Raw genomic sequence first — 17,705 nt, forward strand, 5'->3', positions numbered from 1 at the left:
CCGACAAGGCACGGTATTCGATCAGTGCGAACGGAATGTGAGGGTTCGGTGCTATCTGCACGTGCGAGGTATTCGACAGTTGTTGCAGCAGTGCTGGTCCTGCCCGTTCTGGCCGGATGCAGCACCGGTGATTCGGTAATAGGGAACAACTCCACTGCCGCGACCGAGCAGGTAGTCGTGGCGGCGGGGGAGTCTGCGGAGGGTTCGGTCCTTGCCGAGGTGTATGCAACCGTGTTGGCATCCTCAGGGGTGCCCAGCCGAGTCGAGGAACTCGGCGGCGGACGGTCGGACGCACTCGCCGCGCTCGATGCCGCGCGTGTGACGTTGGTACCCGAGTTCACCGGTTCGCTTCTTACTTACTACGAACCGCAGAATCCGGCCCGCACCGCTGACGACGTCTTCGAAGCGTTGAGTCGTTCTCTGCCCGAGGGTCTTTCGGTTGCAGACTACGCAACCGCAGAAGACCGGGCCGTCGTGGTGCTGGGAGGCGATGCCGCATCGCAGACTCCGGCGCGCACCCTCGAGGCATTTGCACCTTCGTGTGCCGAAACCGTTGCCGTCGTATCACCACGATTTGTCGAAGATGGTGCACTGGAACAATTGGCGGAAGGCGCCGATTGCACCTTTGCGCGAGTCGAACAATCGGCAGCCGACATATCGGACACTGCTGCGACGGAACCCACCGCCTTCGGAACTACGACGCTCTCGCCCCTGGCTCAGTCCACCGCTGTCACAGTGCTGGCCGATCCGGATCACATCCTGGCCGCGCAGAACGTCGTTCCACTGTTTCGGACCGGTGCCTTGAGTGACCGCGCTGTCAAAGCGCTCAGTGTTGTTGCGGGTGAACTGTCCACGACGGACCTTGCCGAAATGATCGACCAGGTCCGACGAGGGCAGGCAACGCCGTCAGCGGTGGCGCGATCCTGGTGGGACACACGTCAATGAGGGGCCGCATCGGCTGAATTGGCGGCGGCCCTGGCGCCGTGTGATTCCAGGAACTGCCCCAGATCGGCTACCGCGTCGGCGGCTTCCGAGACCAGCGACGCCTGGGCGTGCGCGACATGCCACAACCGTGCGTATTCGACCAGTGACACGTCGACGCCGGCCGCGGCGAGCTTGTCCGCGAATTCCACGACCTGCGGGTAGAGAACTTCACCCGATCCGATGTGAATCCTTGTGGGCGGCAGTGTTTCGAGGTTTCCATGAATGGGTGCGTAGCCGGGATCTGTGCAGTTGCCGTGCCCGAGATAGGCGTCGGCGGCGTCGAACGACCAGCCGGTGTTGACGACCAGATCGGCTTTCTTCCCGGCGCTGCGATCCCCGGGGTCCACCCAGGGTGAGATCAGTGCCAATGCCCCGGGCTGTACGCCGTGACGCTCGATGAGGCGAAGTGCCGTTGCCACCGCCAAACCGCCACCGGCGCTGTCGCCGGCAATGGCAACCTGCTCGGGTCGGTAGCCGAATTCGGTGATCAGTTGCATGTACGCCGCTGCTGCGTCGTCGAGGGCTGCGGGATAAGGATTTTCCGGAGCGAGCCGGTAGTCCAACGTGAAGACAGCTCGGGAAGATTCGCGTGCCAGGTGGGCGGCCAGGCTGCGGTGTGTGTTGAGTGAACCCAGCGTGTATGCGCCGCCGTGCAAGTACAGCACTGCCGACGGGCGCTCGGTGGCTCCGACCGTGATCCGCTCGGCGGGTCGGCAGGCGAGTTCCAGCGGGCGCACGACGGCGCCCGCTGGAATCTGCTGCAGGGGAGCTCCTGCCTCGAGCAGTAAACGCTGAACCCGATACGGCAGTCGCGAGTTGAATGCCAGACGGAAGTACGGCTTCAACAAGAAGGCGACCATGGGTAGCGGAAGGGTGAACGTGCTCACCGGCAGGGCTCCTGACTGTGTGAAAGTGGAAAGCTCAGTGGGACTTCGGCATCACGCGGCCGGCGATGGTTGCCACGACGCGTTGGTATCCCGAACCGACCAGGCGGACCCAGGCGTCGAGTGCGATGGCGTCCATGCCGATGAGGACGCGCGGCTTGCCCTTGCGAACTCCGTTCACGATGGTCTTGGCGGCATCCTCGGGAGTGGTGCGTGCCAACTTGCGATCGAAGAACTCGGAGAACGAGGCGAGGTCCTCGCCTGGTCCGGCAGTGGCGTTGCGCGCGATGGCCGTCTTGATTCCGCCGGGGTGCACGCAGGTCACCTTCACCGGGTTCTTGGCGATCAGCATCTCCTGGCGCAGTGACTCGGTGAAGCCGCGAACTGCGAACTTTGCCGAGTTGTATGCACTCTGACCGGGCATTGACAGCAACCCGAACAGGCTCGAGATGTTGATGATATGACCGTCGCCCGACGCGATGACATGCGGCAGGAATGCCTTGGTGCCGTTGACAACTCCCCAGAAGTCGACATCCATGACGCGTTCGAAGTCCTTGAATTCGGACTTCTCGAAGCTGCCGTGGTAGGCGATACCCGCATTGTTGTAGATCTGGTTGATCTTGCCGAAGTGGGCGGCAACAGCATCGGCGTACTCGAGAACCGCTTCACGCTGGGTGACGTCGAGGTGGTCCGACTTCACCTGGGCACCAAGAGCTTCCGCGAGACGGGTGGTCTCGGTGAGGCCGACGGTGTCGACGTCGGAGATCGCCAACTTTGCGCCCTGTCCGGCCAGGTTCAGTGCGAGTGCGCGGCCGATGCCCGACCCCGCTCCGGTGATGACAACAACCTTGCCTGCAAAATCGCTCATTGTGCTACTGCCTTCTCGTCGTCGAGGTCGATCTGTGAAGTGGTCGCGGTGCCGACTGCACCGAGATCCGACGTGGCGACACTACGGTACGCCGCGAGGTCGAAATGCTTGGTGGCATTGCGGAACTGGAAGGTGAAACCGGGCCACAGAGTGGTGTTGTTTCCGTGCTTGTCCATGTACCAACTGGCGCAACCGCCGTTGTTCCAGACGCTCTTGGACATCGCTGCCTGCAGGTCCTTGTTGTACTTCTCCTGCTTGTCGCTGCGAACCTCGATGGTGCCGATGTCGTACTTGTCGATGGTGGCGATCGCGTCGACGAGGTAGTTGAGCTGCGATTCGATCATGAACACCATGGACGAGTGACCGAGGCCGGTGTTGGGGCCGACGAGGAAGAACATGTTGGGGAAGTTGGCTACGGCTGCGCCCTTGTAGCCCTGCATGCCGGTGTCCTCGAAGACCTCGGCGAGCGAGCGTCCGTCCTTGCCGAAGATTCCCGCGAAGGTGGGGGAATCGGTGACGTGGAAACCGGTGGCCACGACGATGGCGTCGATCTCACGCGTGGTTCCCGTCTTCGACACGATGCCGGTGGCGGTGACTTCCTCGATACCTTCGGTCACCAGATCGACGTTGTCCTGGGCAAGGGTGGGGAAGTAGTTGTTGGAGATCAGCATGCGCTTGCAGCCGATCTGGAAGTTGGGGGTGACCTTCTTGCGAAGAGCCTTGTCCTTGATCTGGGCCTTCAGATGACGCTCGGCGGCAAACTGCAAGGGCTTCATGAAGATCGGCGCCTTGGCCAGGCCGACAACCTGGGTCTCGCGCATCCAGTAAATGCCGGTGCGGCACAGCTTCTGGAAACCGGGGAGGTACTTGAACGCGAGGTGCTCGATCTTGGTGTACTCGCGATCTGCGCGGGGCAGGATCCACGGCGCGGTGCGCTGGTACACGTCCAGGTGTGACACCTTCTTGCCGATGGCGGGGACGATCTGGATGGCCGACGCTCCGGTACCGATGACCGCGACGCGCTTGCCGGTCAGGTCGGCGTCGTGGTTCCAGCGTGAGGAGTGGAAGATCTCGCCCTTGAAGCCGTCGATGCCCTTGATGTCGGGGAGGGCGGGCTCGCACAGCGCGCCAACAGCCGACACGACGATCTTGGCAACGAACTCGCCCTTGGTGGTGGAGACCTTCCAGTGCGCGCGCTCGTTGTCCCAGTTCGCGGAGAGCACGTCGCAGCCGAAGATGTGCTTGTCGAGTACCTTGTGGCGGTTGGCCACGGACTGGATGTACTTGTAGATCTCGGGCTGAGTGGAGAAGGAACGCGTCCACTCTGGGTTGAGGGCAAACGAGTACGAGTACAAATGCGACGGCACGTCGCACGCGGCGCCCGGGTAGCTGTTGTCACGCCAGGTTCCGCCGACGTCGTTGCCTCGCTCGACCACTACGTAGTCGGTGATCCCGGCCTGAGCCAGTTTGATGGCAGCGCCGAGGCCGGCAAAACCGCTGCCGATGATCAGCGTGTTCACGTAGCGCGTATCCGCGGCAGATGCTGAAGTATCTGTAACTGGGAGACTCATGTATGGAACGATATGCCGTTGTTGACGAACGGTCAATAGCTTATTGACGTTTATTCAGTAGTCTGTCGATTATGGACGGAGCCAAGCGCACGCGACTGAGTCCGGAGGAACGCCGAGCTCAACTGATCGACCTCGGCGCTCGCATGCTCGCCGAACGGCCACTCGAACAGATATCGGTCGAAGACATTGCCGATCAGGCCGGTGTCTCCCGAGGCTTGCTGTTCCACTACTTCGCGTCGAAAAGCGAGTTCCACCTGGCGATAGTCCGGCACACTAGCCAACAGATGCTCGCCCGAACCGAACCCACCGAAACCGACGATCCGATCGCGACATTACGGTCGGTTCTTGCATCGTACGTCGATTACGTCACCGAGAATCGCACTACATATGTCTCGTTGTTGCGGGGAACCGCCAGCGGAGATCCGCACATGCGAGAAGTATTCGAACAGACCCGCGACGTCATGGCGGCGCGAACTCTCGATCAGCTACCCACCATCGGGTTGCCGAGAACACCGCAGGTCGAGCTGGCGGTACGAGGCTGGATCGCGTTTGTCGAGGAAGCGACCATCAGCTGGCTCCGATCCCCGGCAATCAGCCGCGAAGAACTGATCGAGCTCACCGTGAACGCCTTGCCTGCTCTTGCATCCGCTGCCGCAGGGCTGACCGTCACGCCGGAACTGCTGCGATAACTCCAGCGCACAGAGAAAGGGCCGGGCCTCACACTCCGTTCGGAATGTGAGGCCCGGCCCCTACTTCAAGAGAATCAGTTGGTCGACAGGAATGCCTCGTCGAGGATTTCCTGCTGCTCGACGGCGTGAACCTTGCTCGAACCCGAGGAAGGTGCAGACATCGAACGACGCGAGATGCGACGGATACCGCTCAACGTGTCGGGCAGGAGTTCCGGCAGAGCCAGGCCGAGGAACGGCCATGCGCCCTGGTTGGCCGGCTCTTCCTGAACCCAGCGGTACTCGGTTGCATTCGGGTACCGGTCCAGGGTTTCCTGCAGGCGACGCTTCGGCACCGGGTACAGCTGCTCGACGCGCACGATGGCGACGTCGTTGCGGTTGTCCTTGTGCTTCTTGGCCAGGAGTTCCCAGTACAGCTTGCCGCTGACCAGCAGAACGCGCTTGACCTGATCGCGCGACTCTTCGCCGCTCTCGATGTTCGGCTCTTCGAAGACAGACCGGAACTTGCCGGTAGTGAAGTCTTCGATGTTGCTGACTGCAGCCTTGTTACGCAGCATCGACTTGGGCGTGAAGACCACCAGCGGGCGGCGGATGCCGTCGAGGTGATGGCGACGCAGCAAGTGGAAGTAGCTTGCCGGCGTGGACGGAACGGCAACCGTCATCGAACCCTCGGCGCACAGCTGGAGGAAACGCTCGATGCGGCCGGACGTGTGGTCCGGGCCCTGGCCTTCGTGGCCGTGCGGCAGAAGCAGCACGACGTCGGAAAGCTGACCCCACTTGGCTTCGCCCGAGCTGATGAACTCGTCGATGATGGTCTGCGCGCCGTTGACGAAGTCACCGAACTGCGCTTCCCACAGCACAAGAGCGTCCGGGTTGCCCACGGAGTATCCGTACTCGAAACCCAGACCCGCGTACTCGGTGAGGGCGGAGTCGTAGACCATGAACTTGCCGCCGTTACCGGCGTTGGCAGCGATCTCGGCGATCGGGCTGTACTCGTTGCCGGTCTTGCGGTCGATGAGCACGGAGTGACGCTGCGTGAACGTTCCACGCTTGGAATCCTGACCCGCAAGACGGATCAGTGCGCCTTGCTCGGCCAACGAACCGAACGCGAGCAACTCGGCGAATGCCCAGTCGACGTGACCCTCGCGGGCCATTTCGCGTCGCTTCTCCGCAACCGGCTTGACACGCGGGTGGGTGGTGAAGCCCTCCGGAACGTTGACAAACGCGTCGCCGATGCGCTCGAGAACGTCGGAAGCAACAGCCGTCGTGAGGCGAGCCGGGGGAGTTTGGTCGAGTTCGACGGACTCCGACGGTTCGGGCTGGAACTTCTCGAGCTCACGGACCTCGTTGAAGACCCGTTCGAGCTGGCCCTGGTAGTCGCGAAGTGCGTCTTCGGCTTCCTTGAGCGAGATGTCACCGCGACCGATGAGGGACTCGGTGTAGCTCTTACGAACGCTGCGCTTGGTGTCGATGACGTCGTACATCGCCGGCTGGGTCATCGACGGGTCGTCGCCCTCGTTGTGACCGCGGCGGCGGTAGCAGATGAGGTCGATGACAACGTCCTTGCCGAACTTCTCACGGAAGTCGACGGCGAGCTGAGCAACCCAGACACATGCCTCGGGGTCGTCGCCGTTGACGTGGAAGACCGGTGCGGCGATCATCTTCGCGACGTCCGTGCAGTACTCGGACGAACGTGAATGCTCCGGTGCGGTGGTGAAACCGACCTGGTTGTTCACGACGATGTGGACGGTGCCGCCGGTGCGGTATCCGCGCAGCAGCGACAGGTTCAACGTTTCCGCGACAACACCCTGACCGGCAAATGCCGCGTCACCGTGAAGCATGAGCGGGAGAACGGTGAAGCCCTCTTCGCCCTTGTCGAGGATGTCCTGCTTGGCGCGAACCAGGCCTTCGAGAACCGGGTCGACGGCCTCGAGGTGCGACGGGTTGGCCGTCAGGGACACGGCGATGTCGTTGTCACCGAACATCTGGATGTAGGTGCCCGAAGCGCCGAGGTGGTACTTCACGTCGCCGGAGCCGTGGGCGGCTGCCGGGTTCATGTTGCCCTCGAACTCGGTGAAGATCTTCGAGTACGGCTTGCCGACGATGTTGGCCAGCACGTTGAGGCGACCGCGGTGCGGCATGCCGATGACAACCTCGTCGAGCTGATGCTCGGCAGCCTGGTCGATGACGGCGTCCATCATCGGAATGACGGTCTCGGCACCTTCGAGCGAGAAGCGCTTCTGACCGACGTACTTGGTCTGCAGGAAGGTCTCGAAAGCCTCGGCAGCGTTGAGCTTGCTCAGGATGTACTTCTGCTGAGCAACCGTCGGCTTGGCGTGATGCCCTTCGACGCGATCCTGAATCCACTGACGCTGATCCGTCTCGAGGATGTGCGTGTACTCGACACCGACGTGGCGGCAGTACGCGTCGCGAAGCACGCTGAGCACGTCGCGCAGCTTCATCTTCTCTTTGCCGTGGAAGCCGCCGACCTTGAACTCGCGGTCCAGATCCCACAGCGTCAAGCCGTGGCTGATGACGTCGAGATCGGGGTGGCTGTGGAACTTGTCCTTGACGAACTGCAAGGGGTCCGTGTCGGCCATGAGGTGGCCGCGGTCACGGTAGGCAGCGATCAGTTCGAGAACACGGGTGTTCTTGTCGACCGCGCCTTCCGGCACGTCCTTACGCCAGCGAACCGGCTCGTACGGGTTGCCGAGTGCGTGGAAGATCTCGTCGTAGAACTCGTCGCTGATCAGCAGGTTGTGGATCGTGCGAAGGAAATCGCCCGATTCGGCACCCTGGATGATGCGGTGGTCGTACGTCGACGTGAGCGTCATCAGCTTGCCGACGCCCATCTCGGCCAGCTTCTCGTCGCTGGCGCCCTGGAACTCGGCGGGGTACTCCATCGCGCCGGCGCCGATGATGGCACCCTGGCCCTTCATCAGGCGGGGGACGGAGTGAACCGTGCCGATGCCGCCCGGGTTGGTCAGCGAGATGGTGACGCCGGTGAAGTCTTCGCCGGTGAGCTTGCCTTCACGGGCGCGGCGGACGATGTCCTCGTACGCAGCGTGGAACTGGACGAAGTTCATCGCCTCGGTGTTCCGGATAGCGGCGACGACCAGTGAGCGGTTGCCGTCCTTACCGGGAAGGTCGATCGCCAGTCCGAGATTGGTGTGCTCGGGGGTGACCGCGTGCGGCTTGCCGTTGATCTCGGCGAAGTGGCGGTTCATGTTGGGGAACGCGTTGACGGCCTGGATGATCGCGTAGCCCAGCAGGTGGGTGAACGAGATCTTGCCGCCGCGAGTGCGCGCGAGGTGGTTGTTGATGACGATGCGGTTGTCGAACATCAGCTTCGCGGGGATCGCGCGGACGCTGGTAGCGGTCGGGATCTCGAGCGAGGCCGACATGTTCTTGACTACCGCGGCTGCCGCGCCGCGAAGAACCTTCGTCTCTTCCGCGCCGCCGGCCGGAGCCGGCTTGGCGGGAGCGGCCTTGGCGGCCGGGGCGGGCTTGGCCGCAGGCGCTGCGGCGGGCTTGGCTGCAGGCGCAGCGGCCTTCGGCGGAGCCGGGGGTGCGGGCGGAGCGGCCTTAGGAGCAGCAGGCGGAGTGCGCACAGCGGCGGGGGCGGTTGCGTTGCCGTTCGTGGCAGTTCCGTTTCCACCCCCCGTGTTCGCCGACTCCGGCGAGTAATCGGTCAAGAATTCGTGCCAACTCGGATCCACGGACGACGGATCGTCCTGGAAGCGTTGGTACATCTCGTCAACCAGCCACTGGTTCTGTCCGAATTGGGATGTAGAACTGCTGCTCACGGCAGGTGTTCGCCTCGTTTCTATTTCGGTACCCGATCAGAGCGCCTATATACATGAGATTAGCCCGAGCGTGTGACGAGCAATTGTGCGGCACACAATTTGTGATCTGTCTCACGGCAGCACGAAATCTTTCGACTTCGCGACGCCACTCGGCGGTACAAATCTGTCACTACTGCCGTGCGACGGGGTTACCTTCGACGACAGTTCTCGCTGACAGATTATTCCCTTCGCGCGCCCGAGATGCATCCCAGAGTCTCGAGTAGTGACCATTGGCATACCGCAGGAGCGCGTGCGGGCCGTATTCAACGATACGTCCCCGGTCAACTACGACAATCAAGTCGGCACGTGCGGCCGTCGCGAGGCGGTGTGCAACAACGATCGAGGTCCTTTTCCGGGTGACCGACCGGCTTGCTTCGAGGACCATTTTCTCGGTCGCGGGATCAAGCGTCGCGGTCGCTTCGTCGAGCAGAAGTAGGTCTGGGTCGACCAACTCGGCGCGCGCGAGTGCGATGAGTTGTCGCTGTCCGGCCGACAGTCCCTGTCCGCGTTCCCCGACCGGATGATTCATGCCGCCGCGCATGTCGGCGATCGCGCGTAGTGCGCCGACCGCGCGTGCGGCCTGCTCGATGTCGACATTCGACGCGTCAGGTCTCCCGAAGGCGATGTTCTCTGCGACGCTGCCGGTGAACAGATGCGCTTCCTGCGGTACGACGCCCAACCTGTGGCGGTACTGCGTCAGGTGAAAATCACGGATGTCGGTGCCGTCGACCTGCACTGATCCGCTGGTCGGATCGTAGAACCGGGCCAGTAGTTTGACCACTGTCGACTTCCCGGCGCCCGTCCGTCCGACCAGTGCCACGGTTGTTCCGGCCGGGATGTGTAGGTCGATATCTGTGAGGGCGTCGACCTCGGCGCCGGAGTATCGAAAGCCGACATCCCGCAGCTGAACGTCGCCGTCCAGGCGTCCGTCGAGGGAGATCAAGTCCGCGGAGTCGGCTGTTTCGATGGAACTGGGCGTCCGGAGAAGATCACCGATCCGCTTGAGCCCCACGTTTGCCTGTTGGTAACCGTCGAACACCTGTGAGAGTTGCTGAATCGGTCCGAACAGCAAGCCCAGGTACAGAACAAAGGCGATCAGGACACCCGCGGACGTCGAGCCGTCGGACACCTGACGGGCCCCGACGTAGACCACTCCCGCAAGCGCGAGATCGGAGAGAAACGCGATGAACGGGAAGTACAGCGAAATTGCCCGCTGTGAACGCATCCGTGACCGGCGGTAGCTTTCGGCGCGCTCGGCAAATCGACGTGCCGCGCCCTCTTCCCGGCGGTAGGCCTGCGCTGCCCGCAACCCGGTGATGTTCTCCTGGAAATCCGCGTTGACCATGGAGATCCGCTCGCGGGACTGGCTGTACGCCACCGCGGAGAACTTTCGGAAGATCAGGGTCGAGATGATGAGCGGCGGAATGACGGCAAGCGCCACCAATGCGAGGGTCACATCGGTGACAAGGAGGGCGATCGCGATGCCGCCGATCGTCAGGACACTCACGATTGCCGTCGACATTCCGGTCTGGATGAACGAGGAGAGTGCGTCGACGTCCGTGGTCATCCGGGTCATGATCCGCCCGGACAGTTCCCGCTCGTAGTAGTCGAGACCAAGTCTCTGCAGGTGCGCGTAGCTGCGGATACGTAGCCCGAACAGGACCCGCTCGCCCGCTCGGGCGGTGAGGACCGTCATCACGGCGACTATCGCCCAGCCCGCCACCACCAGCAGCGCGCCCAGTATCGCCGCGGCGGTGAGCGTCCCTGAGTTCTTGTCGACAACCCCGTGGTCGATGGCGTACCGAACCAGTGACGGGAAGGCGATGGTTGCAGCGGAATCCAGTGTCAGGCACACCACGACAGCCGCCAGAATCCAGCGAACCGGGCGGAGTATCCGCAGAAGTGAGAACTGCGGATCGGACTCGCGAAGGCGCGCCGTGTCGGTTGTCGGAGCCTCGCGCAGCGGAGGCAACGCGTCGACCGCAGCCTCCAACGACGGTGTGACGGCAAGAGCGCCGCCCGCACGTGCCGAATCTGCCGGCGATACCGCCGGCCACAGTTGCTCGGCAGTGGGTTCGGACTGGTCGGCGTGATCGAAAGGGCCGATGTCTGCATGTGCAGGGTCGATGTCTGCCGGCTCATCGCTCGATGTGGCGAAGAGGACCCGAAAGAGTGGGCACCGAGATTCCAATTCGTCGACCGTCCCGGAGTCGATGATCCGTCCCTGGTCCAGGACGGCAATTCGATCAGCCAGGGTCAAGGTCGATCGGCGGTGCGCAAGGATGAGGGTGGTCTGCCTGCGTCTGGCCCGGAACGCGTCGAAGATCGCCGCTTCAGTGGCGGCATCGACGGCCGAGGTGGCGTCGTCGAGGATAAGGATTCGAGGGTTGACGAGTAGGGCGCGCGCGAGCGCGATGCGCTGACGTTGCCCGCCTGAGAGTGTCAGACCGCGTTCGCCGACAACGGTGTCGTAGCCGTCCGCAAGCGCCTCGATGAATTCGTCGGCGTGGGCCATCGCGGCCGCTGCGCGGATGTCGTCGGCCGACGCGTCCGCGCGGCCCAACGCGATGTTGGCGGCAACGGTGTCGGAGAAGAGGAACGGCTCGTCGAAGGCGAGGCCGATGGCAGCGCGGAGTTGCTCGCTGCGAAGCTCGCCGATCGGCAGCGACGCGTCGGCGCTGTCGAGACTGATGGTCCCGGACTCGGGCGCGTAGAAGCGGGGGAGCAGCAGCGACAGTGCTGTTTTTCCCGAACCGGCCGGTCCGACGACGGCGACGGTCTCACCGGGTTCGATCTTCAGGTCGAGACCGGACAAGACATGGCGGTCGGAATCAAAGCCGAAAGTGACGTTGTCGAATGTGACGCCGAGCGGTCCGTCGGGGAGATCGAGTGGATGGTCGGGCTCGGCGATGTCGGGCCCCGCCCCGATCACGCCGTAGACGCGTTCGACGGCGGCGCGGGCGAGTTGTGCCATCACCACGACGGAGGACAGCGTGCGCGTGACCGCGGTCATGGTCACGATGTAGGTCGCGAATGCGAGGAAGGTACCGATGGTGATCTGGCCGTGGAGTGCAAGATAGCCACCGACAGCGATCACTGCCACCTGTCCCAGTTGGGGGAGCGCGGCCATCGTCGGTGTGAAACGGGAGTTGATCCGGGCGACACGCATCCGTTCCCCGTAGAGCGTGCGGCCGTGTTTCTCGAGTTGATCGATTGCTCGTTCTTCCTGCCCGAATCCCTTCACCACCCGAACCCCGGTGACTGTTTCCTCGACGTGCTGGGCGAGGTCTGCGGCGCGCTGCTGCGCCGACCAGGTGGCGGCGTACAGGGTCGGTCTCATCAGGAAGACCACAAGCCCGACAGCGGGGATGATCGCCAGCGCGATGAGGGTGAGCAGGGGCGAGAGCCACATCATGATGCCGATGGCCAGCACGAATTGCAGCAGGGCACCGGCGGACATCGGGACCATCGCGAGCAGACCCTGCACGAGTTGCAGATCCGAGATCGAGCGCGAGACGACCTGTCCGGTGCGGATGTCGTCCTGTCCGCGGCCGTCGAGCCGCTGCAAGGACCCGAGCAACGCGAGTCGCAGGTCGTGCTGGACGTCGAGTGAGAGACGGCCGGCCAGCATTCTTCGGCCGTACTGGCAGGCGAAGCGCACGATCGCCAAGCCGGCGATGGCGAGCGCGGTGAGTGTGATGACGGTGCCGGCGTTCTGCTCACCGGCCGCATCGAGGGCATAGCGGGTGAGCAGCGGGAAGGAAATGTCGATCGTTGCGGCGACCACCGTCACGGTGAGCGCGCCGATTGCCAGCCGGCGGTGCAGCCAGCAGGCGTGGACCAGTCGGCGTATCCACCCCGGGTTGTCAGCGATCGTGTTCATCTCGATCCACGGTAGACCCGGGGGCAGACACGCTCGATCACTCAGGTGATGTCGCGCATCCTGGTGCGCAGCCAGCCGCCCCCGACGAGTGCGACGACCCACGCGGCGAGGATCATCGCTGCGCCCGGCCAGGAACTCAACAAGTCGATGTCGATCGAGGGCGCCGCATTGACGAGCACTCCGAGGGTGGCCGACACCGGCAGCGCCTTGCCGATACCGTCGGCGCCGACGGCAAAGGCCAAGGCTCGCAGAATCCATTCACCGAAGACGAACCAGCCGATCACCGACAACATGCCGACCAATTGTGAACCGGCGAGCAGTGTGACGCCGGCACCGATCAGTGCCCACAGCGCGCAGGCGACGATTCCGACGCCGCAGATCGCAAACAGATCCGCGGTGAAGGTGAAGGCGCGAGTGAACAGGAGCATCGCGCCGACGGCAACGACCTGCACTACCAGTGCGTATCCGACCGCGAATGCGGCAACGACACCCAATTTGGCGGCCAACACTGCGTCGCGTCCACGTGCGGTGAGGAACGTCGTGGTGAACGTGGCGTAAGTGAATTCGTTGCCGGCGGCGGTTACACCGAACAACGCCGCGAAGACGAGGGCGATGGTGGTGGGTCCGCCAACCGCGATGGCAGTGGACACGAGATTCACATCGAACCCGGTGTCGGCTCGCTCGGCAACGGCCTCGACAATCGGACGAGTGAACGACGCGGCCACGAGGGCAACGACGACGGGTGCCACGGCAAGTGCCCACCAATAGCGCAGCGAGAGGACCTTCTTGATTTCTGCTTGTGCGAGCGTTGTCACCGGTGGCCTCCCGACGGTCCGTAGGCAGTGGGACCGTAGTAGCCCGACGGCGGACCGTAGTGGCCGGATGGCGGACCGTACTGGCTGGATGGCGGACCCTGTCCGGGAGGGCCGGCGGAATAGTGCGGTGTAGTCATGGCAACGAACAGTTGCTCGAGATCTGCGTGATCAGCTACGACACCGAAGATCGTGACGCCGGAGGCCGCCGCAACCGGAGCAAGTACGTCGCTGTCGGTGCCGCTGACGGCGAGTCGGCCGTCCGGTGTGATCGTGACCGCGGTGATCCCGCGGGCGGCCAGCGCCGTCGCGAACAGTGCGGGGTTGGAGCACGAAACCATCAGTCGACTCTGATGTGACGCGCGGAGGGCCTCGACACTGCCGTCGTAGACCAGAGAACCCGCGCTCAGAAGCACCAGGTTGTCCACGACGGGTTCCACGTCTCGCAGCGCCTGGCCCGTGATCAGTACGGTCCGCCCGGACTCGGCAAACGTCGTCAAGAACTGCTGTAACCAGGCCGTGCCTTCGGGGTCCAGTCCGTGGGTGGGTTCGTCGAGGACCAGGATTTCCGGGTCCCCGAGCAGCGCTGTGGCAAGGGCGAGTCGTTGCTGCATTCCTAGTGAGAAAAGTCCGATTCTGCGGTCGGACGCCGAACTGAGTCCGACTACCGCGAGAACCTGTGTCGTTCGCTGGGCGGGCAGGCCGATCGCGGCAGCGTAGATGTCGAGGTGAGCGCGCGCCGTCCGCGCTGGATGGAGGCCGCGTGTATCGAGGACGGCACCCACAGTCCGGGCGGGCGACGCCAATTTCGAGATGGGCAGGCCGCGGATCGTGGCAGATCCATCGCTGGGCGTCACTAAACCGAGCAGCATGCGCAGAGTCGTCGTTTTTCCGGCTCCGGCGGGGCCGAGTAAGCCGGTGATCGAGCCCGCGTGGACGTCGAAGCTCAGGTCGTTGACCGCCCGTACCGCTTTGAACGTCTTGGTCAAACCGCGAAGTTCGATGGGCGCGGAAACCCACCCCGGTGCACTACTGGTCAAAGATGCTCCCGCGTCGACGGACGTTGTGTTGTGTCGAGCCTACGTTCTCGGCTGTTATCCGCGGAGTACCCGAGTGGTGTTGGCGGGATGGGGCGCGAAGTCGTCCTCGGGGAGAATGACGAGGTGATCGGTCCAGCGCACCGGGGCCGGACCAAAGGCGTCGCGGGCATTCTTGACGACACCCTTACCGATGACGCGGTTGCCGGCGCCACCGATGACCGCGCCGATCCCGGCGGGGACCAGCTTGCCGAGTATGAGTGCGCTGCGCTTTGCGGCGTATTTCATCACGAACTTGCGGACCAACGTGCTGTTCATTCCGCGCATCGTGGAACTCGGGATTTTGCTGGTGATCGCGGTGCCCCAGTTCTTGGCGGTGACTCCGGTGACCTTCTGGACAATTTCCATGCCGGATTCGCCGAGGGCGACAGCGAGGACGAGGGCTCGTCGTTGTTGGTGGTTCTCGATGGAGATTCCGTGGACCGACGCGACTGCCAGAGTGAGAAGTGCCGATGCTTCGAGGAAGAATGCCGACTCCGCGCCGACTGCGGCGATCGACGCCACGGTTCCGACACCGGGGATTGCGGCTGTGGCGCCGACCGCGCTGCCGCTTCCTGTGACGGCCAGGAGAAACATCTTCTCGAGTCGATCGATGATTTGCGCGGGAGACTCGTCCGGATGCGAGTGCCTGACGTGCTCGACGTACTTGGCGACGGCCGGCGCCTGGAGCCGGCTGCCGTTGTCGAGTACCGAGATGAGGATTTTCTCGACCCGCCCGGCGTCGTTGCTGCTCGCGTTGTCGATCGACTTGGCCATCGCTCTGCCCCTCCACAGGTGTCCACTCGGCAATCGGTGGACTTCGCTGTCGAGGATAGGTGAAGTTTTACAGCGGAGCAGGTGGCCTGCGCCATAGGCTTGTGTTGTGTAGCCCGAGACGGAAGGGAACTGCTGTGGGAACCGTTGCTGTGGGAACCGTAGTGTGGCCGACGCTGGTGTATGCCGATGCCCGAGCGGCTGTCGATTTTCTGGTGAAGGCCTTCGGATTTGTGGAGAAAGCGCTGTACGCCGACGGTGACGTCGTTGCACACGCTCAGCTCGATTGGCCCGGTGGCGGCGGGATCATGTTGGGTTCACCCCGCGCCGATTCGTCGATTGCCGGTCTACCACCGGGAGTGGGTTCTGTGTACATCGTTGTCGACGATGCCGACGGCCTTCATGATCGGGCAGTTGCCGCCGGCGCAGTGATCACGCAGGGTCTTCGGGACGAAGATTACGGTTCGCGGGGTTTTACGTGCCGTGATCCCGAGGGCGTGTTCTGGAGTTTCGGAACGTACGGCGGGGAGTAGTTCTTTACCCGATTCCGGGTTACCGTGTTGCCCAATGTTCTTGTGGCACTAATTCGCTCGGGATCGGGGGATGCGGCGGTGTGCCGTCTCCGAACGGCTGGCCGCCGAGTTGTTCGCGGCCGTGTGGTTCGAGCCAGTGCGTCAGTTCCGGCCCCTTGGGAACGATCTGGCTGGGATTGACGTCGGAATGAACTATGTAATAGTGCTGCTTGATCTGGGTGAAGTCGATGGTGTCGCCGAACCCGGGGGTCTGGAAGAGGTCACGGGCATAGTCCCACAGCACCGGCATCTCGGTGAGTTTGCTTCTGTTGCACTTGAAGTGGCCGTGATAGACGGCGTCGAATCGGGCCAGTGTCGTGAACAGTCGAACGTCCGCTTCGGTGATGGTGTCGCCGACCAGGAAACGTTGCTGTGCAAGGCGTTCCGTCAGCCAGTCCAGTCGCGCGAACAGTTGGTCGTATGCCGTGTCGTAAGCTTCCTGGGATCCGGCGAAGCCGCAGCGATAGACACCGTTGTTGACGTCGCGGAACACTTGTTCTGCAACATCGTCGATTTCGGTGCGGAGAGCCTCCGGATACAGATCCGGTGCCCCTTCTCGGTGGTACTTCTTCCACTCGGTGGACAGATCCAGTGTGATCTGCGGGAAGTTGTTGGTGACGACCTTGCCCGTCGCGATCTCCACCATCGCCGGCACCGTGATGCCGCGCGAGTAGTTGGGGTCGCGGGCAAAATATGCGTCCTGTAGTCGGGGGATTTTCAGAACCGGATCGACACCGCCGGGATCGAGATCAAAAGTCCAACTGCGTTTGTCGTGGACCGGTCCGCAGATTCCCATCGACAGAACGTCTTCCAGGCCGAGGAGTCGGCGGACAATGATGGCGCGGTTCGCCCATGGGCAGGCGCGCGCGACGATCAGCCGATAGCGATTCGGTTCGACGGGAAATCCGTCGCGGCCGTCCTCGGTGATACGTGCGGCAATGTAGTTGGTGTCGCGAGTGAATTCGCGGCCTTCTTCGACAAATGTTGCAGAGTTGTCCGCGTTCATGGAGATTCCTCTCGCTCGCGTGTCTCTACACAATACGTCGTTGGACCTGCGCCGTGGTGTGCATTCCCAGGACAGTGAAATCGAGTGCGCGTGCGATTGCAGCGCCGCCGACGTGTCCGCTCGGGATCCGGAGTTGCGGTATCAGACCGGCATCGAGAGCGTCTTCGGTAGCGAGAAAGATTGTTCCGCAAGCCAAACCGCGCTGCCGGTGTGCGGGATCGGTGAGCACAGTGAGATCCGCGACGAATCCTTGGAACTCGCGGTAAGCGGCGCAGGCGAGGGGTTGGTGATCATCCCCGAGCGCTGAGAACCACTGGTCCTGGGCGCTCAGATCGGCAACTGTCGCGTCGTCGGGTGGGCAGGATCTGGCGATGCTCATCGCGTCGGATCGCTCGCGGCTGATCAGAAGTTGTTCTGCGGGTGTGTGATCCGTGTAGTCGGCAAGGAATGCGAGCTCGGTGTGCGAGGTGATCCTGCCGCCGTGATCCTTCGTGAGTTCGAGAAGTCGCGCTGGTTCCAGCAGTGAGGTGGCGTCCTCGTTCGCGGTGTGCTGCGTGAACCATCGCGGTCCGACGACGGCGGCTGCGTCGGCGAGATGCAGCACATGGATCCGATCGCTGTGCTCGTCGTCGACCCGCGCGGTATGCGCCGGACGCAATGCGGAGTCGCCCAAGCCCAGTTCTCGGGCCCACGCGAGTCGGATGATGTCGAGGTGATGGTCGTCCACTCGCTACACGCTAGTCC

General features: G+C 63.2%; 13 protein-coding genes. 3 read left to right on the forward strand and 10 right to left on the reverse strand.

The window, feature by feature from the left end; genetic code table 11:
- Window positions 1-48 precede the first annotated feature (48 nt).
- Entirely contained in the window at window positions 49-945 is an 897-nt protein-coding gene (locus tag V2B23_RS12595) for a glycine betaine ABC transporter substrate-binding protein (RefSeq protein WP_430950629.1), read from the forward strand.
- Here V2B23_RS12595 and V2B23_RS12600 read toward each other — a convergent pair.
- From V2B23_RS12600 to V2B23_RS12610, 3 genes are read right to left on the reverse strand one after another with little or no spacing between them, the layout of a single operon-like run.
- Window positions 939-1,871, reverse strand: coding sequence for an alpha/beta hydrolase (locus V2B23_RS12600; RefSeq protein WP_430950630.1), 933 nt, complete (start codon window positions 1,869-1,871; stop codon window positions 939-941). The genes V2B23_RS12595 and V2B23_RS12600 overlap by 7 nt on opposite strands.
- A gap of 34 nt (window positions 1,872-1,905) precedes the next feature.
- Window positions 1,906-2,736, reverse strand: coding sequence for an SDR family NAD(P)-dependent oxidoreductase (locus tag V2B23_RS12605; RefSeq protein ID WP_430950631.1), 831 nt, complete (start codon window positions 2,734-2,736; stop codon window positions 1,906-1,908).
- Window positions 2,733-4,307 (reverse strand): flavin-containing monooxygenase, encoded by a 1,575-nt coding sequence (locus V2B23_RS12610; RefSeq protein ID WP_430950632.1) that lies wholly within the window; start codon window positions 4,305-4,307, stop codon window positions 2,733-2,735. The genes V2B23_RS12605 and V2B23_RS12610 overlap by 4 nt, the downstream gene beginning before the upstream one ends.
- Window positions 4,308-4,378: 71 nt before the next feature.
- Here V2B23_RS12610 and V2B23_RS12615 point away from each other — a divergent pair, with 71 nt between their 5' ends.
- Window positions 4,379-4,996, forward strand: coding sequence for a TetR/AcrR family transcriptional regulator (locus tag V2B23_RS12615; protein WP_430950633.1), 618 nt, complete (start codon window positions 4,379-4,381; stop codon window positions 4,994-4,996).
- Window positions 4,997-5,070: 74 nt separating this feature from the next.
- Here the strand turns inward: V2B23_RS12615 and V2B23_RS12620 are convergent, their stop codons facing one another.
- The 5 genes from V2B23_RS12620 to V2B23_RS12640 all read right to left on the reverse strand — a co-directional run bounded on the left by V2B23_RS12620 (window position 5,071) and on the right by V2B23_RS12640 (window position 15,386).
- Window positions 5,071-8,799 (reverse strand): multifunctional oxoglutarate decarboxylase/oxoglutarate dehydrogenase thiamine pyrophosphate-binding subunit/dihydrolipoyllysine-residue succinyltransferase subunit, encoded by a 3,729-nt coding sequence (locus V2B23_RS12620; RefSeq protein ID WP_430950634.1) that lies wholly within the window; start codon window positions 8,797-8,799, stop codon window positions 5,071-5,073.
- A 169-nt stretch (window positions 8,800-8,968) separates the two neighbouring features.
- The gene (locus tag V2B23_RS12625) at window positions 8,969-12,721 is read right to left on the reverse strand and encodes an ABC transporter ATP-binding protein (protein WP_430950635.1); all 3,753 of its coding nucleotides are present in this window, start codon (window positions 12,719-12,721) and stop codon (window positions 8,969-8,971) included.
- Between the two features lie 41 nt (window positions 12,722-12,762).
- The gene (locus V2B23_RS12630; RefSeq protein WP_430950636.1) at window positions 12,763-13,536 is read right to left on the reverse strand and encodes an ABC transporter permease; all 774 of its coding nucleotides are present in this window, start codon (window positions 13,534-13,536) and stop codon (window positions 12,763-12,765) included.
- On the reverse strand, window positions 13,533-14,573 hold the full coding sequence (locus V2B23_RS12635) for an ABC transporter ATP-binding protein (RefSeq protein ID WP_430950637.1): 1,041 nt from the start codon (window positions 14,571-14,573) through the stop codon (window positions 13,533-13,535). The genes V2B23_RS12630 and V2B23_RS12635 overlap by 4 nt, the downstream gene beginning before the upstream one ends.
- 54 nt (window positions 14,574-14,627) lie before the next feature.
- A complete protein-coding gene (locus V2B23_RS12640; protein WP_430950638.1) occupies window positions 14,628-15,386 on the reverse strand; it encodes a hypothetical protein in 759 nt (252 codons plus the stop codon).
- Between the two features lie 161 nt (window positions 15,387-15,547).
- On the opposite strand from V2B23_RS12640, the gene V2B23_RS12645 reads away from it, so the two are divergent.
- Window positions 15,548-15,916: a VOC family protein gene (locus tag V2B23_RS12645; RefSeq protein ID WP_172937482.1), complete on the forward strand. Its 369-nt coding sequence runs from the start codon at window positions 15,548-15,550 to the stop codon at window positions 15,914-15,916.
- A 19-nt stretch (window positions 15,917-15,935) separates the two neighbouring features.
- Here V2B23_RS12645 and V2B23_RS12650 read toward each other — a convergent pair whose 3' ends face one another.
- Window positions 15,936-16,961 carry a glutathione S-transferase family protein gene (locus V2B23_RS12650; RefSeq protein WP_430950639.1) on the reverse strand — a complete coding sequence of 342 codons (1,026 nt, stop codon included), beginning with the start codon at window positions 16,959-16,961 and terminating at the stop codon, window positions 15,936-15,938.
- A 25-nt stretch (window positions 16,962-16,986) separates the two neighbouring features.
- Entirely contained in the window at window positions 16,987-17,688 is a 702-nt protein-coding gene (locus V2B23_RS12655; RefSeq protein ID WP_430950640.1) for a GNAT family N-acetyltransferase, read from the reverse strand.
- Window positions 17,689-17,705: the final 17 nt, after the last annotated feature.

Origin of the sequence: Rhodococcus sp. 24CO (assembly GCF_050586165.1) — a bacterium.
Lineage (GTDB): Bacteria > Actinomycetota > Actinomycetes > Mycobacteriales > Mycobacteriaceae > Rhodococcus_F.